This is a genomic window from Acidovorax sp. A79, assembly GCF_041154505.1.
GTDB lineage: Bacteria > Pseudomonadota > Gammaproteobacteria > Burkholderiales > Burkholderiaceae_C > Acidovorax.
Window position 1 is genome coordinate 1,852,468 of record NZ_AP028672.1, and the last position, 23,898, is coordinate 1,876,365.

Below are 23,898 nucleotides of genomic sequence, written 5' to 3' on the forward strand. Positions count from 1 at the left end.
AATCGCCCCTCAAAGGATAGCGGTGGCGCCACGGCCCACCGCAATGCGGAGCATCCCGTTCGCCGTTTTTCTGTCACATCACTGTCACAATCATCGTGCGTCGGGCCCACTGCCCGACCCTCAGTTCGATCCATACCAACAGAGAACAAGGAGCAAGATCGATGGCATTCCACAAGATTCGGTTCATTTCCGCCGCGGCCGTGCTGGCCGCGCTGTCGGCAGGCGCCCAGGCACAGGGCGCGGTCAACGCGCTGTGCAGCACCGACGCCCCCTGGTGCGAAGCCGCCGCCAAGGAGTTCACCAGGAAGACCGGCATCAAGGTCAACCAGGCCCACAAAGGCACGGGCGAGATCGCGGCCCAATTGCGCGCCGAGGCCAACAACCCCAAGACAGACATCTGGTGGGGCGGCACGGGCGACCCCTTCCTGCAAGCGGCCGAGCAGGGCCTGCTGGCCGAATACCGCCCGGCCTACCTGCATGACCTGCACGGCTGGAGCGTGCGCCAGTACGCGATGTCGGGCCACCAGGTGGGGGGCTTCTACAGCTCGGCCATCGGCTTTGGCTACAACACCGAGACGCTCAAGAAGAAAAAGCTGCCCGAGCCACAGTGCTGGGCCGATGTGATCAAGCCCCAGTACAAGGGCGAAGTGGAAATCTCGCACCCTGCCTCCAGCGGCACGGCCTACACGGTGATCGCGGGGCTGGTGCAGCTCATGGGCGAGGAGAAGGCCTTCGACTACCTCAAGGCGCTGCACAAGAACACCACCACCTACACCCGCAGCGGCCAGGCGCAGGCACCCAACGTGGCCAAGGGCGAGGTGGGCGTGGGCATTACCTTCATGTTCAACTTCGAGAAGTGGAAGGCCGACAAGTACCCGGTCAAGACCCAGGCGCCTTGCGAAGGCACCAGCTACGAGGTGGGCGGCATCGCGCTGGTGAAAGGCGCGCGCAACATGGAGAACGCCAAGAAATACTACGACTGGCTGATGAGCCCCGAAGGCCAGGCCGTGGGCGCCCAGGTCGGCAGCTACCAGGTGCCCGCCAACAAGAGCTTCAAGATGGACCCGCGCATCCCGACGCTGGACAACGTCAAGCTCATCAAATACGACTTCGAGAAATACGGCAAGGCCGCAGAGCGCAGGCGCCTGATCGACCGCTGGACCAAGGAAGTGGAGGCGCTGCCGCGCTGATGCGCGCAGCCCGCCGCAGGATCTTTTCCGACGGCGGGCCTCCCCCACGGCTTACCCCAGGCGCACCGGCACGAAGATCTTGTCGCCGTTGCGCTCGATGAGCAGCGCCACCGACTTGCCCGCCTTGGCCATGGCCGTGCGCACCTGCTCGATGTTCCGGGCCGGCGCGCCGTTGATGGCCAGCAGCACATCGCCCGGCTGCACACCGGCCGCCGCGGCGGGGCCCCGCGCCTGCTCGATCACCAGGCCCTCGCTCACGCCCACCTCGCGGCGCTCCTCGGGGTCCAGCGGGCGCAGCGACAGCCCCAGCTGGCCCTTGCCCACGGCATCGTCGTTGCGCGCCTGCTTGCTGGCCTTGTCGCTGGAATCACCCAGCGTGGCGGTCAGCTCCAGCGGCTTGCCCTGGCGCCACACCGAGAGCCTGGCCTGCTGGCCCGGCTGCGCCTGCCCCACCCAGGCGGGCAGGTCGCCCGAGGCCACGATGGGCTGGCCGTCCACCTGGCGGATCACGTCGCCGGCCTGCAGGCCCGCCTTGTCGGCCGGGCTGCCCTTGCTGACGCTGGCGACCAGGGCGCCCTCGGGCTTGTCGAGCGCGAACGATTCGGCAAATGCCTGGTTCACCTCCTGCACGGCCACACCGAGCTGCGCGTGGCGCACCTTGCCGGTGGCGACGATCTGGTCCTTGATCTTGGCCGCCAGCTCGATGGGGATGGAGAAGGACACGCCCTGGTAGCCGCCCGAGCGGCTGTAGATCTGCGAGTTGATGCCCACCACCTCGCCGCGCGCATTGAACAGCGGCCCGCCCGAGTTGCCGGGGTTCACGGCCACATCGGTCTGGATGAAGGGCACCAGGCTGTCGTCGGGCAGCGAGCGGCCCTTGGCGCTGACCACGCCCGCCGTCACGCTGTTCTCGAAGCCGAAGGGCGAGCCGATGGCCAGCACCCATTCGCCCACCTGCAGGTCGCGCGTGCTGCCCAGGCGCACGGTGGGCAGGTTCTTGGCGTCGATCCTGAGCACGGCCACGTCGGTCTTGGGATCGGAGCCCAGCACCTTGGCCCGGAACTCGCGCCGGTCGGTGAGCTTGACGATGACCTCGCTCGCGCCCTTGACCACATGGGCGTTGGTCAGCACCAGGCCGTCGGGGCTCACGATGAAGCCCGAGCCCTGGCCGTGCGTGGGCACGTTGGGCTGGCCCTGCGCACCCCCGCCGGGAAAACCGAACTGGCGGAAGAACTCGTAGAACGGATCGTTCGGGTCGATCTGCGGGCCCCGGCGCTGGCGCGCTGTGGGCCGCCCTTCGTCATCGTCCTCGTCGTCATTGGCCATCGCCGTCTTGGTGCTGCCCGTCACGCTGATGTTGACGACGGCAGGGCCGTTCTGCGCGGTGATCTGCGCGAAGCTGGGCAGCGCGCCGCCCGGGGCCGCCGGGGTCTGGGCCACGATGGGCGCGGAGGGAGTCAGGGCCCGGGCCTGGTGCCCCGTGATGAGGCCCGCGCCGGTGGCACCCACCGCGCCTGCGGCCACCAGGGCCAGGATGAGGCGGCGGGGGGTGGAGGTCAGCGTCGTGGTGTTCATGGTGTGGTGCCTTTCCCATCGGAGTTGCGATGGAGGGCAGTGTGGGCACCAACACTTAGACGAAACTTAGAGCCGGGAACGCGCCAGGCTCGGCGCGTCGAACGTTGCCGCCTGTTGTGGTGCTCCTCCTCGTGCTGCCTGCGACACGGCGCCCGGCCAGAACCGCTTCGGCGGGCTTTGCGAGCCGCTTCGGGGCGACCCAGGCTACACCGCCCCGCGCCCCTTCTGGCTCTCGAAGTACACCACCTTGCGGGCGCGCATCACGTCGCCCAGCGGCCGGTGCGCCGCCAGTGCCTGCCAGGGGTCGAACACGGCGGCCTCCACCTCGGCGGCCAGCGCGGGGTCGGCCGCAGGATCCTGCCGGGGCAGGGTCAGCCGGGCCACGGTGGTGTAGGGTGTGGGCCAGTCCACGCTGGCATCTTCGATGGGGGTGGTGGCCTCGTCCACGAAGGGCTGCAGTTGCAGGTCCCACACCAGGTCCTGCTGGCGCAGGCGGGCCGAAAACTCGGCGTTCCAATCGTCCTGCACCTGGGTGACCGGTGCGCCATTGGCGACATGGGGCAGCAGGCGCACACGCACCGCATAGGGCCCACACGCGATGGGCGCGGCACTGTGCACGGCATGGGCGGCAAAGCCGCCGAAGGGCAGGCCGAAAGTCTTGGCCGTCTTGGCGATCTGCCTGGCGGCCCCCAGCAGCCCGTGGCGCTGCACCAGGAACTTGATCAGCGCGCCGCCGCCATGCGAGGCAGCCACCACAAAGTCCACGAACTCGCCGCTTTGGGGAAAGGCGAACTTCTCCTGGTTGATGAGCGTGAAGTCCTGGCTTTTGGCGGGCCCGTTGCCCAGGGCGGAATCGCCCTTCACCCCCAGCACGCTGAACGAAAAGCCCCGGATGTCGGGCTTGCGGTCGGAGGCCTTGTCCATGCCGCCATTGCTCAGCCGCACCCGCACGTCGTACTGTGCGGGCTGGGCAAACAGCCCGTGGGACGCAAACGCAGGCAGATCGCCCAGCACCTGCAGCTGGCCCCGCGCGGCGGTGAGCTGCTTGCGGTGCAGGCCACGGCCATTGCCGTACTTGTGCGACTTGCGCGCCTGTAGTTCGGCGAACTGGCGGGCATACCCGGCAAAGCGCCGGGCTTCGTCGGGCGCCACCACTTCCTTCCAGTCAGTGCTGGGTGCAACGGTTGTATCCATGAGCGACCTCGGTTGAAAGCCAGGTGGCATGGTAGCGCGACCTGCCGAAAATCGGGGCCCTCGCCGGCCACCGCGCTCAGAGGCCGCGAAACCGGTACACGATCGCGCCCCGCACCACCTCCCCGGGCGCCAACCAGCGCATGGGAAAGGCGGCGTGGTTGGGCGCATCGGGGTACTCCATGGGTTCCAGGCAGATACCGTCACCCGGCTGCCAGAGCCAGTTGCCCTGCTGCGCGCCACGGCCCCGGTCCCGCGCCGGGTCCGCCTTCAGGCCATGGCCCGCATAGACCTGCACGCCGGGCGCTGTGCTCCAGACCTCCATCGCACGGCGGCTGACGGGCTCGCTCAGCAGCGCGGCCAGCCGAAGGCCTGACGGGGTGATGGATGACACGGGCGGCGCACGGGATGCATCCGGCTCGTCCAGCACCAGGTAGTGGTCCAGCCCGCCGGCCTGGGCCAGTTGTTCGCTGGGCGCCGCCACAGCATCGCCCACATGGCGGGCCTCGCGAAAGTCGAATGGCGTGCCCTGCACCGCAGCCAGCGCACCGGTGGGGCACACGTCGGCGGCCAGCGGCACATAGCGGCTGGCGGGCACCTGCAGGGTGTGGCCGTGGGTGCTGCCACGGCCCGCCAGGTTGAAGAACGCATGCCCGGTGAGGTTCAGCACGGTGGGTGCGTACAGCGCCTCGGCCGTCCAGGCCATGTGCAGCGCGTTGTCGGCCGTGACCTGCAAGCGAAGCTGCAGGCGCACCGTGCCCGGCACACCGTCGTCTTCGGTGCGAAAGGTGTGGCCCAGGGTGAGCGCATCGGCCCGCACCTCCTCCACCGCAAACACCTGGAAGCGGCTGCCCCGGGGACCGCCATGGTGGTGGTGGGGACCGCTGTTGGTGGGCAATTGCAAAAGCGAACCATCCGGCAGGGTCAGCTTGCCTGCGCGCAAACGCCCGGCCCAGCGCCCGATCAATGCGCCCATGGAGAGCTGGCCGTCCAGGTAGCCCTGCAGGCTGTCGTAGCCCAGCGCCACATCGGCCAGGCCACCCTGCCCGTCGGGCACCGCCACCTGCACCAGGCGGGCGCCGTAGTTGCTCACGGCCACCTGCAGCCCGCCCGCGCCACGCAAGGTGAACAGGTCGGTGCGCTGGCCGTGGAGCTCTTGTTGAAACGCTTCGCGGGAAAGGGAGTAAGCCATGGCCGCAAGTTTAGGTGGCATCTATTTGGCGGCGGGTGGCGCGGCTGGCGCATCGCGCGTCACCAGCCAGATGCCCGCGCACACCAGCACCAGGGCCAGCAGGTTCTTCCACTCCCACAGCGCCTCGCCCAAAAACAGTGCCGACAGCGCCGCGCCAAAGATCGGCACGGTGAAGTTGAACACCGTGACCTGGCTCACGCGGTTGTGTTTGAGCAGGATGCTCCACAGCGAGAACGCGGCCGACGACAACAGCGCCAGGTACACCAGCAGCGCGGCCGAGCCCCAGGTGAAGCCCGAGAGCGAGCCCCCCAGGCCCCAGCCGAGGGCCAGCAGCGCGGCGCCACCCAGTCCCAGTTGCCAGCCTGTCATCACCACAGAGTCCATGCGCTGCGAGACCTGCTTGCCGTAGATGCTGGCGGCAGCCAGCACCAAGGCCGCGATCACCACGAAGCCTTCGCCCAGCAGCGTGAAGTCCATGTCCAGCGTACCGCGCCCCAGGTTGACCACCATGACGCCCGCGAATCCCACCACACAGCCCCAGAGCTTGGCGTGGCTCAGTCGGTCGTTGTGATAGACCCAGTGCGCCAGCAGCACGCTGAAGAACGTGCCCGTGGCATTCATGATCGAACCCTTGACCCCGGTGGTGTGCGCCAGCCCCACGTAGAAGAACACGTACTGCAGCGTGGTCTGCGCCAGGCCCAGCACCACCAGCTGTCGCCCTGCTGCCAAGCCCAGGCTCCAGACGGCCTTGCGCATGGCCACGGCCCAGGCCAGCAGGATCAGCCCCGCCCCCAGGAAGCGCCAACCGGCGAATACCAGCTGCGAGGGAATGTCGCTCCTGGCAATGCCAAACCAGGCGTAGCCGGTCTTGATGGCAGGGTACGAGCTGCCCCACAGCAGGCAGCACAGCAGCGCCAGCGCCACGACGACCTTGCGGTCGGAAAATCGGATGTGACCCATGTGAAATCGTGTCTCTCTAGTGAAACAGCCCGCGCTAAGACGGGCTGTTGAGGGGTGTTCAAGCGCTCAGGGACGCAGGCTGCAAGAACGACATTTCAATGATTCATTTACCTATGCCTCACCCCGCCGCATGCAACGGGCGCGGGCCAAGCCAGAGCTCCCGTGCAAGGGCCGCCCCGCCGCGCTGGGAGCGTCCCCCTCCCGGATTGCGCAGCAATGCGAGAGAGGGGGAAGGCGCGAAGCGACTCAGGGGGTGTCACTTCAAGTCACCGGCGCGGGGTTGAACAGCACCAGCGCGTTGTGCAGCTTCCACTGCTCGGCCCAGGTCTTCTTGCGGCCGCTGGCCACGTCGAGCAGCAGGTGGAACATCTCCCAGCCCAGGTCTTCAATGCTGGCCTCGCCGTCGGCGATCTTGCCGGCGTTGATGTCCATCAGGTCATTCCAGCGGCGGGCCAGGTCGGTGCGCGTGGCCACCTTGACCACGGGGCATTCGGCCAGGCCGTAGGGCGTGCCCCGGCCGGTGGTGAACACGTGCAGGTTCATGCCAGCGGCCAGCTGCAGCGTGCCGCAGATGAAGTCGCTGGCGGGCGTGGCGGCGTACACCAGGCCGCGTTGGTCACGGTGCAGCTTCTCGCCCGGGGCCAGCACGTGCGAGATCGGAGCAGTGCCGCTCTTGATGATGGAGCCCATGGCCTTTTCGGCGATGTTGGACAAGCCACCGGCCTTGTTGCCCGGCGTGGTGTTGGCGGCGCGGTCCACGCGGCCCCGGTCGAGGTACTGGTCGTACCAGCCCAGTTCGCGCACGATGGACTGGGCCACTTCGGGCGTGGCGGCGCGGCTGGTGAGCTGCTCCACGGCATCGCGCACCTCGGTGTTTTCACTGAACATCACGGTGGCGCCGGCGCGCACCAGCAGGTCGGCGCAAAAGCCCACGGCTGGGTTGGCGGTGACGCCCGAGAACGCATCGCTGCCGCCGCACTGCACGCCCAGCACCAGCTCGCTGGCGGGGATGGTCTCGCGGCGGCGGGCGTTCAGCCGTGTGAGGTGCGGGCGCGCGCTTTGCACGATGTGGTCGAGCATGGACATGAAGCCCACATGCTCTTCGGCCTGCAGGCACACGGTCTCCGGGCCCAGCGCCGCATCACGCTCGTCGGTGATGGGAAAGCTGCCCGGGGGCAACAGGCGGTCGGGCTGGAGCTTTTCGCAGCCCAGGCTCACCACCATGACCTCACCCCCAAAGTTGGGATTGAGGCTGATGTTGCGCAGGGTGCGGATGGGGATGATGGCGTCGGGCGCATCGATGGCCACGCCGCAGCCATAGGTGTGCTCCAGGCCGATCACGTCATCCACCTGCGGGTACAGCGGCAGCAGCTCCGCCTTGATGCGGCGCACCGCCAGGGCCACGACCCCCGCCACACACTGCACGGTGGTGGTGATGGCCAGGATGTTGCGCGTGCCCACCGAGCCGTCTGCGTTGCGGTAGCCCTCGAAGGTGTAGCCCGTGAGCGGTTCCAGCACGGGCGGCTTCACGGTGGCCATGGGCAGGCCCTCCAGCGCGCGGGCCGAAGGCATCTGCAGCAGGCGCTCGTGCACCCAGCTGCCTGCCGGGATGGGCTTGAGCGCGTAGCCGATGGGCACGTTGTAGCGGCGCACCACATCCCCTTCGGCCATGTCCGTCAACGCCACCTTGTGGCCTTGGGGCACCTTGTCGCGCAGGGTGACGCCCGCGCCCGGCACGCCCTCGGGCAGCACCGTGCCTGCGGGCAGGCCACCGTCGTTGGCGACGATGGCGACGTTGTCGTCCGCGTGCATGCGGATGGTGAGGGGTTCTCGCATCGGGTCGTTCACTTCATGTCCGCTTCGTGTTTTGCACGGCCGTGCTCATCCACCGGCCTTCAGCACCAGGTCCGGCAACCACATCGAAAACTGTGGCACGTAGGTCACCAGCATCAGCGCCACGATGAGTGCGCTGTAGAACGGCCAGATGGTCTTCATCACCTCGCCCACGGAGATGCCGCCGATGGTGCAGCCGATGAACTGCGTGGTGCCCACCGGCGGCGTGTTCAGGCCCAGCGCGCAGTTGATGAGCATGACGATGCCGAACTGCTCGGTGGTCATGCCGAATTGCTGGCAGATGGGCAGGAAGATGGGCGTGCAGATGAGGATGGTGGCCGCCATGTCCAGGAAGGTGCCGAGCACGAACAGGATGATGTTCACGCACAGGAAGATCACCCAGGGCGAGGTGCTCATGGACTTGAGCGCATCGCCCGTCAGCTCGGCCACGCCGTACAGGCCGATCAGGTAGCCGAACATGGACGAGATGCCGATCAGCAGCAGCACGGTGCCCGTGGTCTTGACGGCCTTGGAGGCGGCCTTGAGGAACTGTTCGCGCGTGAGCTTCTTGTAGACGAAGACCGACAGCACCAGGGCCCACACCACGGCCACCGAGGCAGATTCGGTGGCCGTGAACGCCCCCGACAGAATGCCCGCGATGATGATGACCACCACCGCCAGCCCGGGGACTGACGCTCTGAAGGAGATCCACACGATCTCCCAGCCGGGGAAAGTGCCCGCAGGGTAGCCGCGCTTGACGGCCACCAGGTAGGCCGCCAGCAGATTGCACACCGTGAGCAGCAGCGCCGGCACGATGCCCGCGAGGATCAGCGCCGCGATGCTCACCTTGCCGCCCGCGGCCAAGGTGAAGATGATCAGGTTGTGCGACGTGGGCATGAGCGCGCCCACCAGCGAGGCGTGCGTGGTCACGTTCACCGCATAGTCGGCGTGGTAGCCCTCTTTCTTCATCTGCGGGATGAGCACGGCGCCCATGGCGGACACGTCGGCCACGGGCGAACCCGACACACCGCCGAACAGCGTGCAGGCGAGCACATTGCTCATGCCCAGGCCGCCGCGCACATGGCCGGCCACGCTCTTGGCAAAGTCCACGATGCGGTCGGCGATGCCGCCGTACATCATGATCTCGCCCGCGAAGATGAAGAACGGGATCGCCAGGAACGAAAACGGGTTCATGCCCGAAATCATCTGCTGGAAGCCCACGGCCAGCGGCAGGCCTTCATACAGGATGGTGGCCAGCGACGACAGGCCGATGGAAAACGCCACGGGCACGCCCAGCAGCAGCAGGAGCGTGAAGGTCACGCACAGAATGGTCAACGCCATGATGGTGGAATCTTTACTGGAACATTAGGGTGCGGAGGGACGCATGCAGGGACCGCTTGGGTCATCTCCGCACGGCGCATGAAGCGGGCGTGACCCCTGCCAGGGCAGCCGAGCAAGGGCCGCCCCGCAGCGAGGGCTGCGTCCCTCTGCCCGCATGGCGCAGCCATGCGAGAGCGGGGGGAAGCGCCGCAGGCGCTCAGGGGGGTGTCGTTCATCTCAATGCCAGGCGGGCTCGACCTCTGTGCCGCGGACCAGGGCAATGATGTGCTCCAGGGAGAACATCGCCACCAGCACGCCAGCGAGCGCGGGGGGAACGTACTTGAACGCTTCGGAGATACCGAGCGTGGGAATTTTGTAGGGCGCCACGGACTCGGCCAGCACGCCGCAGTTCCAGGCCATGACCACGCCGAAGACCAGCACCAGCACGTGGATCACGATTTCCAGCTTGTGGCGCAGCCAGTCGGGCGCCAGTACCAGGAACGATTCGAGGCCGATATGGCCCGCGTCACGCACACCCACCGCCATGCCCAGCATGGTGACGTACAACACCAGCAGCACCGCGCCGCTTTCGGCCCAGGTCGGCGTGTTGTTGAAGATGTAGCGGCCGATGACCTGGTAAAGCACGGAGCAGACCAGCAGCACCAGCCCCGCCACCCCCAGTTGCAGACAAGAGCGCGCGATGAAGGCGCAAAGACGCGTGTACATAGAGAACATTCAGAAGACGGAAGGAGGGACCCGCCACAGGACGCACGGCCCTGCGGCATGGAACGCCAGGATTACTGCACCGCGTCGATGCGCTTGACCATGTCCTGGAGCTTGGGGTCCTTCAGGAACTTGTCGTACACCGGCTTCATCGCCGTCTTGAAGGCCGCCTTGTCGATCTCCACGATCTGCGCGCCGCCGGCCTTGACGGTGGCCAGAGACTTTTCTTCACGCTCGTCCCAGATCTTGCGCATGAAGCCCACCGATTCCTTGGCGGCGGCGCGGATGGCCTTCTGGTCGTCGGCGCTCAGCGTGTCCCACACGCGCTTGCTGAACAGCAGGATCTCGGGCGCCATCGAGTGCTCGGTCTTGTTGAAGTACTTGGCCACTTCGAAGTGGCGCGAGCTTTCGTAGCTGGGGTAGTTGTTTTCGGCGGCGTCCACCAGGCCGGTCTTGAGCGCGGTGTAGACCTCGCCGAAGGGCATGGGGGTGGCGTTGGCGCCCATGGCTTCGAGCAGGGACACCCACAGGTCGCTCTGCTGCACGCGCACCTTCAGGCCCTTGACGTCGGCCAGGGTCTTGACGGGCTTCTTCACGGTGTAGATCGAGCGCGCGCCGCTGTCGTAGAAGGCCAGGCCCACGAAGCCCTGTGATTCGCAGTCCTTCAGGATCTCGTCGCCGATGGCTCCGTCGAGGACCTTGCGCATGTGTTCCTTGTCGCGGAACAGGAAGGGCATGGTGGGCACCATGGTGGCGGGGCAGATGTTGTTCATGGGCGCGACGTTCACGCGCGTCATGGCGATGGCGCCCAGCTTGGTCTGCTCGATGGTGTCCTTCTCGATGCCCAGGGAGCCCTTGGCGTACACCTTGATGCTGTGCTTGCCGCCCGTGGCCTTGGACAGCGTCTCGCCCATGTGGCGCACGGCCAGCACGGTAGGGTAGTCCTCGGGGTGGATGTCCGACGAGCGGAATTCCGTGGCCTGCGCGGTGAGGCCGCCGAGCACGATGCTGGCGGCAAACGCCACGCGGCCCATCAATTGGGGAATTTTCATGGTTGTCTCCTGGGTTGAAGTGTTGTGAATGGGGGAGAGTTCCGAAGCCTGTTGTCTTCAGGCGCTCCGATAGGGTGTTTCCGGCAACCCCGCCACGCCGGGGCGGGTGGCAAAAATGGCGCCGCCCAGCGCCACGTCGTCGCCCTGGGGCTGCCCGGGGCGGATGGAGGTGATGAACAGCACGTCCAGCCCCGGGCCGCCGAAGCTGCACATCGAGGGCTTGCTGGTGGGCACGGCGATGGACCGGTCCAGCCGGCCGTCGGGCGTGAAGCGGTGCACCACGCCAGCGTCGTTGCCGCAGATCCAGTAGCAGCCGTCGGCATCCACCGCGCCGCCGTCGGGCCGGCCGGGCAGATCGCGCATGTCCACGAACAGCGAGCGCTCGCCCAGGGACCCATCGTCGTGCAGCGGCAACTGCCAGATCTGCTGCACGCTCGGGTGGCTGTCGCTCAGGTACAGGGTCTTGCCGTCGGGGCTGAAGCCCAGGCCGTTCTGCGTGACCAGTCCCTGCACCTGCGGTGCCGACAGGCCGCGCTGTCCGTCCATGCGGTACAGGCTGCCCGCGGCCTGCGCCAGCGACATGTCGCGCACCATGGTGCCGGCCCAGAAGCGGCCCTGGCGGTCGCAGCGGCCGTCGTTGAAGCGCATGCCGGGCCGGGGGTGGTCCACGCCGGCCAGCAGGGTGGCGGCCAGGGTGCCCCCCACTTGGGGCTGCAGGTGAAAGACGCCCGTGTCCATGCCTGCGATCAGCCCGCCGGCCGCATGCAGCGCGATGCAGGCGGGGCGCTCCACCGTCTCCCAGCTTTGCACGCGCTGGTCCGCATAGGTCCAGCGGTGCAGCTGGCGGCCTTCGATGTCCACCCAGTAGAGCGCCTGCTCGGCGGGGCTCCAGACGGGGCTTTCGCCCACCTGGTCGCGGTGGTCGGGCAGCAGCAGGTCCACGGGGGGCGTCATCGGGGCGCTCATTCGAAGGGACCCGTGCGCACGAACGGGCCGCCCTGGTAGATCACGGCGGGGTCGGTCAGGTCGGGGTGCGGGTCGGCCGCCTCGACCTTGGCGCGGAAGGACTCGGAGCTGTCCTGCGGCCGGTAGCCGATGTGGCGCGCCAGCGTGTTGTCCCACCAGGTGGTGGTGTTGTCGCCCATGCCGTAGATGGTGCTGTGGCCCACCACCGGAGCGGTCAGGCTGGCGACCACCAGGCGCTCCAGGTCGTCATAGCTCATCCAGGTGGCGAGCATCCGGCGGTTGCGGGGTTCCGGGAACGAGGAGCCGATGCGCAGGCACACCGTCTCGATGCCATGGCGGTCGAAGTAAAAACGGGAGAGGTCTTCGCCAAACGCCTTGGACAGGCCGTACAGGCCGTCGGGCCGGGCCGGGTCCTTGAGGCCCACCACCTCGTCTTGCCGGTAGAAGCCGGTGACGTGGTTGGAACTGGCGAACACCACCCGCTTGACGCCCTGCTTGCGCGCCGCCTCATACAGGTTATAGGCACCGATGATGTTGGCCTGCAGGATCGGCTCCCAGGGCTGTTCGGTGGACACGCCGCCCAGGTGCACCACGGCATCGACCCCCTCCAGCAGCGCGAGCATGGCACCGGCATCCTCCAGCCGCGCGGGGCGCACCTCTTCCCCCGCGCCTTCCTGGCCCAGGTCGGCCACGTCGGACAGGCGCAAGGTGCCGCAGTAGGCTTTCAGGCGCGTGCGCAGCTCGCGCCCCAGCCCCCCGGCCGCCCCGGTCAGTAACAAGCGTTGGAAACGGATGGGGGTGGGATGGCAAGGCATGGCGGTTACAAAGGCGGGGGTTCTTGGTACAGTGGCAACAGATTCTGTTGAACGTCATCAGTTGTCGTACAACAAAAATGCAATGTACTGCTTCTCCCCACGGCGCCACATAGGGATAACACCAAGAGATGAACACCGATACCGCGCTTCGCCGCAAGCCCCGCACCCTGGCCCTGGAACTGGTCGATTCCCTGGGGGACCGCATCCGCGATGGCAGCCTGGCACTGGGCGACAAGCTCCCCACCGAAGCGGCCATCATGGCCGAGTTCAGCGTCAGCCGCACCGTCGTGCGCGAGGCGATTTCCAAGCTGCAGGCCTCCGGCCTGGTGGAAACACGGCACGGCATCGGCACCTTTGTGCTGGGGCTGGGGCAGGCACCGGGCTTCAAGATCACCCCCGACCAGTTCAGCACGCTGCGCGACGTGATCGCGGTGCTGGAGCTGCGCATCGGCGTGGAAACCGAGGCGGCCGCATTGGCCGCCCAGCGCCGCACCGAGGCCAACCTGAAGGCCATGCGCGAGGCGCTTGATGCGGTGGCCGCCGCCGTGGATGCCGGCCGCGACGCGGTGGCGGCGGATTTCCAGTTCCACCTGGAAATTGCGCGCGCCACGCAGAACAGCCATTTCGCCGAACTGATGGGCACGCTGGGCAGCATGATCATCCCGCGCGCGCGGCTGGCCTCACCGGATTCGGGGGACGATGAACGGCGCCAGTACCTGCGCCGCGTCAATGGCGAACACGAAAGCATCTACGACGCCATCGTGGGCCAGGACCCCGACGCCGCGCGGGCCGCCATGCGCACCCATCTGGCCAACAGCCGCGAGCGCAGGCGGCGCGCGCAGGCCGAGGCGAGTTGACGCGCCCGCGCCGTGGGCATCGGCCCTCTCCTCTGCCAGATGCGAAGTGCCCGGTTGTCTCATCAGTACTAACCCGCAGGTCTGAGAGGTCTCAAATGTTGTACGATGACATACAACAAGACTTTCAAGCCGTTGGCCGCACGATGGCAGATGGCGGCGGGCACCTGCGGGCGAGCTGCCCGCGCCGCGCCACCGCCACCCGGCCTTGCGGTACGCTGCGCAGCCACAGCCCGTCGGCGCCCGCCACGGGCCCTGGGCGCGGCGCGGCATTCCGCCGAGGGCAGGCACTGCCTTCCGCACACCCTTTTCACTTCACTCACCAACCCACCACAGCCATGCATGCAAACCTGATCGGCGGCGCCTGGACAGACGGCGTCCGCACCTATAGCAACACCAACCCCTCGGACACCCGCGACGTGATCGGCGACTACGCCGTGGCCAGTCGCGAGCAGGCGCTGGAGGCCGTGTCGGCAGCCCACGCGGCCTTCCCGGCCTGGAGCGTGTCCACGCCCCAGCAGCGTTTTGACATCCTGGACGCGGTGGGCAACGAGATCATCGCCCGCAAGGCCGAGCTCGGTGACCTGCTCGCCCGCGAAGAAGGCAAGACCCTTCCCGAGGCGATTGGCGAAGTGGGCCGCGCGGCCGCCATCTTCAAGTTCTTTGCGGGCGAGGCCCTGCGCCCCGGCGGCGAGCTGATCCCGTCGGTGCGCCCCGGCGTGGGCATCGAGATCACGCGCGAGCCACTGGGCGTGATCGGCATCATCACGCCGTGGAACTTCCCCATCGCCATCCCTGCGTGGAAGATCGCGCCCGCGCTTGCCTACGGCAACTGCGTGGTGTTCAAGCCCGCCGAAGTGGTGCCGGGCTCCGCCTGGGCGCTGGCCGACATCCTGCACCGCGCGGGCCTCCCAGCCGGCGTGTTCAACCTCGTGATGGGCCGCGGCGCTGAAGTGGGCCAGGTGTTGCTGGAAGACGAGCGCATTGCCGGCGTGAGCTTCACCGGATCGGTGGGCACGGGCCAGCGCGTGGCCGCGGCCTGCGTGCCACGCGGCGCCAAGGTGCAATTGGAGATGGGCGGCAAGAACCCCTTCGTGGTGCTCGATGACGCCGATCTGGCCGTGGCCGTGGGCGCTGCCGTCAACAGCGGCTTCTTCTCGACCGGCCAGCGCTGCACCGCCAGCAGCCGCGTGATCGTGACCGAAGGCATCCACGACCGCTTCGTGGCCGCCGTGATCGAGAAGATGAAAGCCCTGAAGGTCGACGACGCCCGCAAGGCCGGCACCGACATCGGCCCCGTGGTGGACGACCGCCAGCTGGCGCAAGACCTGGAATACATCGGCATCGGCCAGCAGGAAGGCGCCAAGCTCGCCTTCGGCGGCGAAGCCCTGGAGAAGAACGCCGACGGCGCCCCCGGCTACTACCTGCGCCCCGCCCTGTTCACCGAAACCACACCCGGCATGCGCATCAACCGCGAAGAGATCTTCGGCCCCGTGGTGAGCGTGTTGCGCGCGAAGAACTACGACGAAGCGCTGGCCCTGGCCAACGACACGCCCTTCGGCCTGGCCAGCGGCATCGCCACCACCAGCCTCAAGCACGCCACGCACTTCAAGCGCCACGCGCAAGCCGGCATGGTGATGGTGAACCTGCCCACGGCGGGCGTGGACTACCACGTGCCCTTCGGCGGCCGCAAGAGCAGCAGCTACGGCCCGCGCGAGCAGGGCCGCTACGCCGCCGAGTTCTACACGACGGTGAAGACCGCCTACACACAGGCCTGAACCGGGGGGCCTTCCCGCATCACCGGCCCTGCGGACGGTGGTGCGCGGGCACGGCGCACCACCCGCCGGGTTTTGAGCAAAATGGCTCGCAAGCGCTCATGGGTAAAGCGCTGAAAGCTATTCTATTAATAGCAAACAATGCCCATGCTGGTGGTGGCGCGCCCGGCAACCGGGTGCGAGAACATGCCAGGGGCGGCACGCCCACCGTCTGCAAGCCGCCACGCGGCAGGGCCCGCAAAGATAAATCCGCAGGGCGGACTCCAAAAATGTATCCAATGGTTACACTGACGATGCCGCCTTGTTTCGCGGGCGGCAGTGTCCATCCCTGCCCTCTCTTCTTCATCCCCCCGCACGGGGAATCTGCGCCATGAAAATCTCCCCCCTCTTCGCCGCCCTGGCCCTTGTTCTTTCGGCCAGCAGCGCGGTGCACGCCGCAGATGACTACAACCGCCCACCCGCGGGCGACGCGCAGTTTCGCCAGTGCCTGAGCCATTCCGCCAAGGTCTACCAGGGTGGCAACGAAGCCAGCCCCATCAAGGGCCAGACCAAGGCCCAGGCGTGGTGCACCTGCATGTGGAACGAAACGCCCGAGGACTTCAAGGGCAACCTGGTGACCTTCTCCGAAACCCGCAAGGGCAAGGAAACCAACAAGCTGTGCGAGAAGCACGCCGACTGGAGCGAATGAACGAGCGCCCGGGCACTGCTCACATGCCCCATGAACAAAGCCGCCCTCGGGCGGCTTTGTTCATTGCGCAGGCGCCCGGAAAGTGCTGACGGCCTCAGGCCCGGCTGCGCAGGGTGCGGCTGAGCAAAATCACGGGAACCAGCCCCACCGCCACCAGCGCCAGCGACGGCAAGGCCGCCTCGCCCAGCCGCTCGTCGCGCGCCAGCTGGTAGGCCACCACGGCGAGGGTGTCGCTGTTGAAGGGGCGCAGCACCATCGTGGCGGGCAGCTCCTTCATCACGTCCACGAACACCAGCAGCGCGGCGGCGGCGGTGGAACGCTTGAGCAGCGGCCAGTGCACGCGCGCCAGCAGCCCGCGGCTGCCGACACCCAGCATGCGGGCCGAGTCGTCCAGGCTGAGCGGAATGCGCGCGTAGCCGCTCTGCATGGACTGCAGGGCCACCGCGCAGAACCGCACGAGGTAGGCCCAGACGATGCCAAACGCCGTGGCGGTGACGAGCGCGCCCACGCCCCACTGCGGCATGGCCGCCTGCAGCCAGCCCACGGGCAGCAGCAGGCCCACCACGATGACGGCGCCCGGCACCGCATAGCCGACGCTGGCCAGCTGCACCACGCCGCGCGTGATGGGGTCGGGCTGGCGGCGCACCGCAAAGGCCAGCGCCAGCGCGATGGCCACCGCCAGCGCGGCCGTGATGCCGCCCAGGCGCACGCTGTGCCAGGCCCATTCCATGAAGCGCTCCCACGGCAGCACCGACCAGTCGGCCGCCAGCGGCCGCAGCATGAAGGCCACTGGCGCCACGAAACCCATGACCACCGGCACCGTGCAGACCGCCCATGCCGCCCAGCGGCGCGCTCCGCGCAGCGCCAGGGGCTGCGCCTCGGCCGAGCCCGCGCGCCCGCCGCCGGTGGCAAAACGCATGCGCTTTTGCGCACGGTGCTCCATGTGCAGCAGCACCATCACCACCACCAGCAGCATGGTGGCCAGTTGCGCGGCCGCCAGGCGGTTGTCCATGGACAGCCAGGCCTTGTAGATGCCGGTAGTGAAGGTCTGGATGCCGAAATAGCTCGCCACGCCGAAGTCGGCCAGGGTTTCCATCAGCACCAGCGCCACGCCGGCGGCGACGGCGGGGCGCGCCAGCGGCAGGGCCACCGCGCGGATGCGGCGCGGCAGCGGCGCGCCCAGCAGTCGCGCGGCCTCCATGAGGTGCGCGGCACGCTCGCCCAGCGCCGTGCGCGCCAGCAGGTAGACATACGGGTACAGCGAGAAGATGAACACCCACACCGCGCCGCCCAGGCTGCGCACTTCGGGCAGGAGGCGACCTTCGAGGCCGAAGGTGCTGCGCAGGCCCACCTGCAGGGGGCCGCTGAACTGCAGGAAGTCGGTGTACGCGTAGGCCGTCACATAGGCGGGCATGGCCAGCGGCAGCAGCAGCAGCCACTCCAGGGTGCGGCGGCCGGGAAAGTCGAACAGCGTCACGGCCGCCGCGGCGCTGGTGCCCACGATGGCGGCGCCCAGCGCCACCATCACGCTCAGATGCAATGTGGTCCACACATAGCCGGGCAGCACGGTGGCGGCCATCTCGCGCAGGATGGCCCCGGCCTGGGCGTCGCCCTGGCCCGAGGGCGAGAACGGAAGCCACGAGGCCAGCACCGCCAGCACGGGCAATGCCAGAAAGCCTGCGAACAGGACCAGGGGAATGGTGCGAAAGGCGAAGGGCGTGCGGCGCAAGGGGCGGGAGCTCGGCAGAGGGGGTGGGAAGAAAACGCACACCCGCACGGACGGCAACCGGGCAACGCTCAGGAATGCAAATGCGAATTTTAAGCATTCACTCCCCTACCCCATAAAATGCAGACATGTTTCTTGAGGTCTCCCAACTCGAAGTGCGCTATGCGGGCCGTGCGCAGGCCGCGGTGCAAGGTGTCACGCTGGGCCTGCACGCAGGCGATATCGGCGTGCTGATCGGCCCCTCGGGCTGCGGCAAGACGACGCTGCTGCGCGCGGTGGCGGGGCTGGAGCCGGTGAGCGGCGGCGAAATCCGGTTGACCAAGGGCCTCGTGAGCAGTGCCGCGCTGAGCGTGCCGCCCGAACTGCGGCGCATCGGCATGGTGTTCCAGGACTACGCCCTGTTTCCGCACCTGTCGGTGGGCCGCAACGTGGCGTTCGGCATCCACGCGCTGCCCCGGGCCGAGCAGGCCGCGCGCGTGACCGAGGTGCTTCAGCTGGTGGGGCTGGAAGGCAGCGAGAACCGCTTTCCGCACGAACTCTCCGGAGGCCAGCAACAGCGCGTGGCGCTGGCACGCGCCCTGGCGCCGCGCCCGCAGCTCATGCTGCTGGACGAGCCCTTCTCCAACCTCGACGTGGACCTGCGCGAGCGCCTCGCGCACGAGGTGCGCGGCATCCTCAAGGCCGCGGGCGCCACGGCGCTGTTCGTCACGCACGACCAGTTCGAGGCCTTTGCCATCGGCGATGTGATCGGCGTGATGCACGAGGGCCGCCTGCACCAGTGGGACGACGCGTACACCCTGTACCACCGCCCCGCCACGCGCTTCGTGGCCGACTTCATCGGGCACGGCGTGTTCGCCCCCGCCACGCTGGTGCAGCGCGGCAACAACGTGGTGGCGCAAACGCCCCTGGGCGAACTGACCGACCTGGACGAATGCCCCCTGCCCGGCAGCTACCCCGGCGGCGAATGCGATGTGCTGCTGCGCGCCGACGACATCGTGCACGACGACGATGCGCCGGTGCAGGCGCAGATCGTGCGCAAGTCGTTCCGGGGCGCCGAATTCCTCTACACGCTGCGCCTGGCCAGCGGCCAGACCATGCTGGCCCACGTGCCCAGCCACCACGACCACGCCCTGGGCGAATGGATCGGCATCCGCGCGCAGGTGGACCATGTGGTGACCTTTCCCCGCGAGTGACGGCGTGCGCGGCCCGATGCCGCGTCAGTCCAGGAACCGTGTGGCCATCCCGGGCGCGGGCACCAGGCAGGTCTCGGAGCGCCCCCATATCCGGTAGCGATTGCGCGCCACCCGGCGGTAGAGCGCGTCGCGCACGGGCGCGGGCACCAACCATCCCAACCAGGCCAGGCGCCAGGGCCACCCCAGGCGGTGCAGCACGCGCAGGATGGCCGCCGTGTGCTGCCAGCTGCGGCCATCCTCGATGACGAGCAGGGTCTGCAGCCCATCCACCTGCAGGCCCGCGCCGGCCAGCAGCCGCCGGCCGGTGGCGCCCTGCATGGAGGCGAAACGGATGCGCCCCGCGCGGTCGTGCCGCAGCAGGAACCGCACCCAGCCGTTGCACAGCAGGCACTGCGCGTCGAACACCACGATCATGGAGGAAGCCCCTCGGTGGCTGGCACGACCAGGTGGCCCCGGTAGTGAACCACCCGCCCCACCCACGGCACGGTGGCCTGCACGTGGAAATGCAGGGTATCGCCCCGCCCGGTCTCCTCGGCCACCACGCGCGGGCGCAGCCACGCGGGGCAAGGGATGCCCAGGAAATGCAGGTCCTGCAAGCGCATGACCAGCCGGCCCTGCTGTTCATCGAGCACGAAGCCCAGCCGCGCGGCCCCCAGATGCTCCACCACCCGGCCGCCGGATTCGCGCAGGGTGGAGCGCATGGTCCGCGCGGGGAAGCAACGCGTCCACACCTCGGCGCCGGGGGTGGCATCCAGCTCGAAGACGATGTCGCCCTGGACCGGGTGCAGTGGCGCCCCCAGCGCCCACGCGAGCAGGCGGCCCATCGCGCCCGCCGGAGCCTCGACCACCACCTTGCCCCGAAGCCTGTGCCGGCCCGACAGGCTGTGAAACCGCGCCAGCGCGGGCGCCAGGCGCCCGAAGGCCGGGCCCATGGCGCGCTGGTACAGGGAAGCAAGGGTGGGAGCAGGCATGGGAAGGGGCTGGAAGATCTGGCGGCGCGCAGCGTCCGGCCGCACCGGCAAGGGAAACGAACCGGCAGGGCCCGCGCCTGCCCGCCAGTCTAGCGCGCGGACACCGGTTGCTTCGCAGGCCCGGACACGAAAAAAAGCCGGCGCGTGCCGGCTTGCCTGTGCAGGGGGCACGGTGCCCATGCCCGGGGCGTGCGCCGCGTACGCCGGGACGTCAGGACTTGCCCTTGCGCTGCAGGCCCTCCAGGCCATTGAGGTCCACCTGGCCCAGGATGCCTCGCAAGTCCTTGACGCCCATGTGGTCGCCCTCGACGCTGACCACCAGCCCGTTCTTCAGGATGGCCTTGAACTCGGCATGGCTGCCGTCCTTCTCGTAGCGCTGGTGCAGCGTGCGGCCGCCCTCCTGCCACGTCTTCTCGGCGCTGGTCTGGTCTTCCTTCTCGCCCTGGGCCATGCCCATGGCCATCACCGCCATCTGGCCCAGGCCGCCGATGTCGGTGATCTCCAGGCGCACCTGCTTGCTGTCGCTGCCGTATTGCGCGCTGGCCTGGCTGGTGGGCAGGCCCAGCGCCGCGCCGTCCTGCACGTCGAAGCCGGTGCGCGGCAGGCCCGCCAGGCTTTCGGGCAGCGCGGCCTTGAGCGATTGCGCGGCAATGGCCTGGCCGCCCCCCAGCGCGCCCGCCGCGGCCGCGATGGCGGCGGGGTCCTGGCCCTTCTGGGCCTGCTCCAGCTGGCGCGCGGCTTCTTCCATCTTCTTGCCGGCAGCTTCCAGGCCGGCGGTGTCGATGGACACCGACCCCTTGGGCGTGTTCAGGGTGACGGCAGGCGCCGCGGCGCCGCCGAACAGACTTCCGCCACCGGGCATGAAGACCGAGCTGACGGCACCGATGACCACGCCCATGACGATGGCCGCGATGATGACGACCACGGTGTATGCCACCGACTTCTCCGGTGCGCTCTTCATCAGCACGGGCAGGCCGGTGTAGAGCAGGTAGATGGAATACAGCGCCGCCAGCAAACCCAGCATGGCCAGCGCCGGCAGCAGGCTGAACACCCCGCCCAGCATGGCGGCCGTGCTGGCATAGACCGCCACCTTGAGGGCCTGGATCTGGTTCTTCTGCCCCCCGAACGCAGGGGCGAGCGCATCAATGATGAGCGCGAGCACGAACACGCCCACCAAGCTGAGCACGTACGACACCACCATGTTCACCAGGCCGGAAACCAGGGGCACGCGAACGGTCACGCCAAAGCCGCCGAAGCCGATCAGCGACAGGCCGATGAAGCCGCAGACCACCGGGATCGCGGCCAGGATCATGTAGTAGCGGGTGAACAGGGTCGCCGCATCGGTGGATTCGGATTCGATGGCGACCCAGGTCTCCTTGGGTTGCAGAAGAATGCTCTTGGCGCGCTCAATCAGGTTCATGGTGCCCTCCCGGCAGTGTGAGTGGTGCCTGCTGCCGCCGTGCCGCAGGCCGAAAGACGCGGACGATACGGGAAATTGCCCGCAATTGGGCGCTGTTGCCACACCGTCGCCGCCGCAAACGTGGAATATGCACGTTTTTGGGCCGCCGAACCACCCCGCTTGCGCGCCGCGTACGCGGGAGGAGCGGCGCGCCTGGCCCGCCCGCCGCTGCCGCCGCCTCAGGTTTTCCGCAACTGGTCGACGGTGTCGTGCAGGTGCTGCGCCCATGCGCGCCGGTCGCGGCCTTCGGCCGGCTGCGGGTCGCCGTAGTGCACCACGGCGTCAATGGACGGCGCGCACAGCGTGCGCCAGATCGAGCCCACCAGGGTCTCGTCGCCGATGTAGCTGGGCGCGAAACTGGTGGCGCCGGTGGCCCTGTCGGCAAAGCGCAGGCCCACGGGCTGCACCGGCGCGCTGGCGGTGACGGCGGCCTGCAGCAGGTTGGCATGAAACGGCAGCATCTCGCGGCCATCGCCCGTGGTGCCCTCGGGAAACACCGCGAGCACCTCGCCGCGCTCCAGCGCCTCGTGCATGGACCGCACCATGCGCAGCGCATCGCGGCGCGAACTGCGCTCGATGTAGAGGGTGCCGGCGGCGGTGGCCAGCGTGCCGATCAGCGGCCAGCCCTGCACGTCGGACTTGGACACGAAGCGGCAATGCCGGGCCGCGTGCATCACGGGAATGTCAAGCCACGAGATGTGGTTCGCGACCAGCATCACCGGCCCCGCCACTGGCGGCTGCCCCACGATGCGCAGGCTGATGCCGGCATGGGCCAGCAGTTGCAACGACCACACCTGCACCCGCGCGTGCTGCTGATCGGGTGACAGCGCCGGAAAACGCAGCGCCACGATGGCCAGCCCCTTGGCGATGTGGCCCAGCAGGCGCAGCAGGCGCCAGCAGGCGCGCAGATGCCTCATCTCAGCCGTCCGTGGCGATTCGCCATGTCCACGGCCCACGCAACGGGCCTGGCCGATACGGGTGCCACCGTGGAACCGGCCCTGCCGGACCACCGGTGGCGTCCCCCTCGGGGGATGGCGCGAAGCGGCACAGGGGGGTCACCCGTACGCTACCTGCCCGCCCACCAGCGTCATGCGCACCCTGCCTGGCAGCTCGTAGCCGGAAAACGGCGTGTGCTTGCCCTGGCTGCGCAGCGCATCGTCCTGCACGGTCCACGCAGCCTGGGGGTCGAAGATGCACAGATCGCCCACGCCGCCTTCGACGATCTGGCCCACGCTGGCCTGCAGCGTGCCCAGGGCACTGCCCAGCACGCGCGCGGGTTCGGACGTGACCGTGGCCAGCGCGCGCACGAGCGGCACGCCGCTGTCCTGCGACCACTTGAGCGCCAGGCTCAGCAGCAGCTCCAGACCCGTAGCACCGGGTTCGGCCTCGGCGAACGGCAGGGTCTTGGCGTCTTCATCAACAGGGGTGTGGTCGGACACCAGCGCATCGACGGTGCCATCCAGTAGCGCCGCGCTCAGGGCATCGCGGTCGCGCTGCTGGCGCAGCGGGGGCGTCAAGCGCGCACGGCTGTCGAAGAAGCCAATGTCGTTTTCGGTCAGGTGCAGCGTGTTGATGCTGATGTCGCAGGTCACGTTGAGTCCCTCGGCCTTGGCCCGGCGCACCAGCTCGACACCGGCCGCGCTGCTGAGGCGGCACAGGTGCACGCGCGCACCAGTGGTCTTGAGCAGCTCGAAGATGGTGTGCAGCGCAATGGTCTCGGCTGCCACGGGCACGCCCGACAGGCCCAGGCGCGTGGCCAGCGCACCGCTGGCGGCCACGCCTTTGCCGAGGTGCATTTCCTGCGGGCGCAGCCACACGGTGTAGCCAAAGGTGGCGGCGTACTGCAGCGCGCGCTGCAGCACCTGGGTGCTGGCCAGGGGCACTTCGGCCTGGCCGAAGCCCACGCAGCCCGATTCGGTCAACTCGGCCATCTCGGTCAGCACCTCGCCGGCGAGGCCACGCGTGAGCGCACCCAGCGGGAACAGGCGCGACTGGTGCAGCTTCTCGGCACGGAACTTGAGCATCTCCACCAGGCCCGGTTCGTCGAGCACGGGGTCGGTATCGGGCGGGCACACCAGGCTGGTCACGCCTCCGGCCACGGCGGCCGCCATCTCGGATTCGAGCATGCCCTCGTGCTCGTGGCCGGGCTCGCGCAGGCGCGCGGCCAGGTCCACCAGGCCGGGCAGCACGATGCAGCCCGTGGCGTCCACCACGCGCTTGGGCGCAAAGTCGGGCGGCACGCGGTTGACGCCGACGATGCGGCCCGCCGCGATGGCGATGTCACAGGTCTGGTCGAGGCCCGAAGCGGGGTCGATCACACGGCCGTTCTGGATCAGTATCTTCATGATTTGAAGCCAAATTGGCTGCTAGCGCTTATTGGATAAGCGCTAGAAGCTATGAAAACAGGAGCATTCA

Annotated in this window: 21 protein-coding genes; 5 read left to right on the top strand and 16 right to left on the bottom strand. The window is 68.4% G+C overall.

The genetic code is table 11. From position 1 onward, the window contains the following. Nucleotides 1-161 precede the first annotated feature (161 nt). Nucleotides 162-1,190 (top strand): ABC transporter substrate-binding protein, encoded by a 1,029-nt coding sequence (locus ACAM51_RS08485; RefSeq protein WP_218295999.1) that lies wholly within the window; start codon nt 162-164, stop codon nt 1,188-1,190. A 51-nt stretch (nt 1,191-1,241) separates the two neighbouring features. Here the strand turns inward: ACAM51_RS08485 and ACAM51_RS08490 are convergent, their stop codons facing one another. From ACAM51_RS08490 to ACAM51_RS08535, 10 genes are all read right to left on the bottom strand, one after another. Then, the gene (locus ACAM51_RS08490) at nt 1,242-2,765 is read right to left on the bottom strand and encodes a DegQ family serine endoprotease (RefSeq protein ID WP_369643289.1); all 1,524 of its coding nucleotides are present in this window, start codon (nt 2,763-2,765) and stop codon (nt 1,242-1,244) included. A gap of 204 nt (nt 2,766-2,969) precedes the next feature. Next, nucleotides 2,970-3,959, bottom strand: a complete 990-nt coding sequence (locus ACAM51_RS08495) for a catalase (protein WP_369643290.1) — start codon at nt 3,957-3,959, stop codon at nt 2,970-2,972. A 76-nt stretch (nt 3,960-4,035) separates the two neighbouring features. Next, nucleotides 4,036-5,148, bottom strand: a complete 1,113-nt coding sequence (locus ACAM51_RS08500; protein WP_369643291.1) for an aldose epimerase family protein — start codon at nt 5,146-5,148, stop codon at nt 4,036-4,038. A 21-nt stretch (nt 5,149-5,169) separates the two neighbouring features. Continuing rightward, entirely contained in the window at nt 5,170-6,108 is a 939-nt protein-coding gene (locus tag ACAM51_RS08505; RefSeq protein ID WP_369643292.1) for a DMT family transporter, read from the bottom strand. A gap of 261 nt (nt 6,109-6,369) precedes the next feature. Further along, the gene (gene garD / locus ACAM51_RS08510; protein ID WP_369643293.1) at nt 6,370-7,956 is read right to left on the bottom strand and encodes a galactarate dehydratase; all 1,587 of its coding nucleotides are present in this window, start codon (nt 7,954-7,956) and stop codon (nt 6,370-6,372) included. A gap of 33 nt (nt 7,957-7,989) precedes the next feature. Further along, nucleotides 7,990-9,282, bottom strand: a complete 1,293-nt coding sequence (locus ACAM51_RS08515) for a TRAP transporter large permease (protein ID WP_218296005.1) — start codon at nt 9,280-9,282, stop codon at nt 7,990-7,992. Nucleotides 9,283-9,498: 216 nt separating this feature from the next. Continuing rightward, nucleotides 9,499-9,987, bottom strand: coding sequence for a TRAP transporter small permease (locus ACAM51_RS08520; protein WP_369643294.1), 489 nt, complete (start codon nt 9,985-9,987; stop codon nt 9,499-9,501). A gap of 71 nt (nt 9,988-10,058) precedes the next feature. After that, entirely contained in the window at nt 10,059-11,036 is a 978-nt protein-coding gene (locus ACAM51_RS08525) for a TRAP transporter substrate-binding protein (RefSeq protein WP_218296007.1), read from the bottom strand. 57 nt (nt 11,037-11,093) lie between these two features. Then, nucleotides 11,094-11,990, bottom strand: coding sequence for an SMP-30/gluconolactonase/LRE family protein (locus tag ACAM51_RS08530; protein ID WP_369643295.1), 897 nt, complete (start codon nt 11,988-11,990; stop codon nt 11,094-11,096). An 8-nt stretch (nt 11,991-11,998) separates the two neighbouring features. Further along, the gene (locus ACAM51_RS08535) at nt 11,999-12,817 is read right to left on the bottom strand and encodes an NAD-dependent epimerase/dehydratase family protein (protein WP_369643296.1); all 819 of its coding nucleotides are present in this window, start codon (nt 12,815-12,817) and stop codon (nt 11,999-12,001) included. 128 nt (nt 12,818-12,945) lie between these two features. On the opposite strand from ACAM51_RS08535, the gene ACAM51_RS08540 reads away from it, so the two are divergent. The 3 genes from ACAM51_RS08540 to ACAM51_RS08550 all read left to right on the top strand — a co-directional run bounded on the left by ACAM51_RS08540 (nt 12,946) and on the right by ACAM51_RS08550 (nt 16,134). Then, a complete protein-coding gene (locus ACAM51_RS08540; RefSeq protein ID WP_218296010.1) occupies nt 12,946-13,674 on the top strand; it encodes a FadR/GntR family transcriptional regulator in 729 nt (242 codons plus the stop codon). A gap of 335 nt (nt 13,675-14,009) precedes the next feature. Then, entirely contained in the window at nt 14,010-15,449 is a 1,440-nt protein-coding gene (locus ACAM51_RS08545) for an aldehyde dehydrogenase family protein (protein WP_369643297.1), read from the top strand. A 367-nt stretch (nt 15,450-15,816) separates the two neighbouring features. Then, entirely contained in the window at nt 15,817-16,134 is a 318-nt protein-coding gene (locus tag ACAM51_RS08550) for a hypothetical protein (protein ID WP_218296012.1), read from the top strand. Nucleotides 16,135-16,228: 94 nt separating this feature from the next. Here the strand turns inward: ACAM51_RS08550 and ACAM51_RS08555 are convergent, their stop codons facing one another. Next, complete coding sequence (locus ACAM51_RS08555; protein ID WP_369643298.1) at nt 16,229-17,863, bottom strand: ABC transporter permease; 1,635 nt, start codon at nt 17,861-17,863, stop codon at nt 16,229-16,231. A gap of 125 nt (nt 17,864-17,988) precedes the next feature. Between ACAM51_RS08555 and ACAM51_RS08560 the strand changes: the two genes are divergently transcribed. Beyond that, the gene (locus ACAM51_RS08560; protein WP_218296014.1) at nt 17,989-19,053 is read left to right on the top strand and encodes an ABC transporter ATP-binding protein; all 1,065 of its coding nucleotides are present in this window, start codon (nt 17,989-17,991) and stop codon (nt 19,051-19,053) included. Between the two features lie 24 nt (nt 19,054-19,077). Here the strand turns inward: ACAM51_RS08560 and ACAM51_RS08565 are convergent, their stop codons facing one another. From ACAM51_RS08565 to ACAM51_RS08585, 5 genes are all read right to left on the bottom strand, one after another. After that, nucleotides 19,078-19,467: a thiol-disulfide oxidoreductase DCC family protein gene (locus ACAM51_RS08565; RefSeq protein ID WP_218339662.1), complete on the bottom strand. Its 390-nt coding sequence runs from the start codon at nt 19,465-19,467 to the stop codon at nt 19,078-19,080. Next, the gene (locus tag ACAM51_RS08570) at nt 19,464-20,024 is read right to left on the bottom strand and encodes a DUF4166 domain-containing protein (protein ID WP_369643299.1); all 561 of its coding nucleotides are present in this window, start codon (nt 20,022-20,024) and stop codon (nt 19,464-19,466) included. The genes ACAM51_RS08565 and ACAM51_RS08570 overlap by 4 nt, the downstream gene beginning before the upstream one ends. 211 nt (nt 20,025-20,235) lie before the next feature. Further along, entirely contained in the window at nt 20,236-21,444 is a 1,209-nt protein-coding gene (locus ACAM51_RS08575) for a Yip1 family protein (protein WP_369643300.1), read from the bottom strand. A 218-nt stretch (nt 21,445-21,662) separates the two neighbouring features. Continuing rightward, complete coding sequence (locus ACAM51_RS08580) at nt 21,663-22,400, bottom strand: 1-acyl-sn-glycerol-3-phosphate acyltransferase (protein ID WP_218339665.1); 738 nt, start codon at nt 22,398-22,400, stop codon at nt 21,663-21,665. Between the two features lie 138 nt (nt 22,401-22,538). Next, nucleotides 22,539-23,828 carry a dihydroorotase gene (locus ACAM51_RS08585; RefSeq protein ID WP_218296019.1) on the bottom strand — a complete coding sequence of 430 codons (1,290 nt, stop codon included), beginning with the start codon at nt 23,826-23,828 and terminating at the stop codon, nt 22,539-22,541. Nucleotides 23,829-23,898 lie beyond the last annotated feature (70 nt).

What these genes read in the sequence shown, in the direction of transcription:
- ACAM51_RS08485 (WP_218295999.1), top strand. Translation starts at nt 162, where the DNA reads ATGGCATTCCACAAGATTCGGTTCATTTCCGCCGCGGCCGTGCTGGCC.
- ACAM51_RS08490 (WP_369643289.1), bottom strand. Translation starts at nt 2,765, where the DNA reads ATGAACACCACGACGCTGACCTCCACCCCCCGCCGCCTCATCCTGGCC.
- ACAM51_RS08495 (WP_369643290.1), bottom strand. Translation starts at nt 3,959, where the DNA reads ATGGATACAACCGTTGCACCCAGCACTGACTGGAAGGAAGTGGTGGCG.
- ACAM51_RS08500 (WP_369643291.1), bottom strand. Translation starts at nt 5,148, where the DNA reads ATGGCTTACTCCCTTTCCCGCGAAGCGTTTCAACAAGAGCTCCACGGC.
- ACAM51_RS08505 (WP_369643292.1), bottom strand. Translation starts at nt 6,108, where the DNA reads ATGGGTCACATCCGATTTTCCGACCGCAAGGTCGTCGTGGCGCTGGCG.
- ACAM51_RS08515 (WP_218296005.1), bottom strand. Translation starts at nt 9,282, where the DNA reads ATGGCGTTGACCATTCTGTGCGTGACCTTCACGCTCCTGCTGCTGCTG.
- ACAM51_RS08520 (WP_369643294.1), bottom strand. Translation starts at nt 9,987, where the DNA reads ATGTACACGCGTCTTTGCGCCTTCATCGCGCGCTCTTGTCTGCAACTG.
- ACAM51_RS08525 (WP_218296007.1), bottom strand. Translation starts at nt 11,036, where the DNA reads ATGAAAATTCCCCAATTGATGGGCCGCGTGGCGTTTGCCGCCAGCATC.
- ACAM51_RS08530 (WP_369643295.1), bottom strand. Translation starts at nt 11,990, where the DNA reads ATGACGCCCCCCGTGGACCTGCTGCTGCCCGACCACCGCGACCAGGTG.
- ACAM51_RS08535 (WP_369643296.1), bottom strand. Translation starts at nt 12,817, where the DNA reads ATGCCTTGCCATCCCACCCCCATCCGTTTCCAACGCTTGTTACTGACC.
- ACAM51_RS08540 (WP_218296010.1), top strand. Translation starts at nt 12,946, where the DNA reads ATGAACACCGATACCGCGCTTCGCCGCAAGCCCCGCACCCTGGCCCTG.
- ACAM51_RS08545 (WP_369643297.1), top strand. Translation starts at nt 14,010, where the DNA reads ATGCATGCAAACCTGATCGGCGGCGCCTGGACAGACGGCGTCCGCACC.
- ACAM51_RS08550 (WP_218296012.1), top strand. Translation starts at nt 15,817, where the DNA reads ATGAAAATCTCCCCCCTCTTCGCCGCCCTGGCCCTTGTTCTTTCGGCC.
- ACAM51_RS08560 (WP_218296014.1), top strand. Translation starts at nt 17,989, where the DNA reads ATGTTTCTTGAGGTCTCCCAACTCGAAGTGCGCTATGCGGGCCGTGCG.
- ACAM51_RS08565 (WP_218339662.1), bottom strand. Translation starts at nt 19,467, where the DNA reads ATGATCGTGGTGTTCGACGCGCAGTGCCTGCTGTGCAACGGCTGGGTG.
- ACAM51_RS08570 (WP_369643299.1), bottom strand. Translation starts at nt 20,024, where the DNA reads ATGCCTGCTCCCACCCTTGCTTCCCTGTACCAGCGCGCCATGGGCCCG.
- ACAM51_RS08575 (WP_369643300.1), bottom strand. Translation starts at nt 21,444, where the DNA reads ATGAACCTGATTGAGCGCGCCAAGAGCATTCTTCTGCAACCCAAGGAG.
- ACAM51_RS08580 (WP_218339665.1), bottom strand. Translation starts at nt 22,400, where the DNA reads ATGAGGCATCTGCGCGCCTGCTGGCGCCTGCTGCGCCTGCTGGGCCAC.
- ACAM51_RS08585 (WP_218296019.1), bottom strand. Translation starts at nt 23,828, where the DNA reads ATGAAGATACTGATCCAGAACGGCCGTGTGATCGACCCCGCTTCGGGC.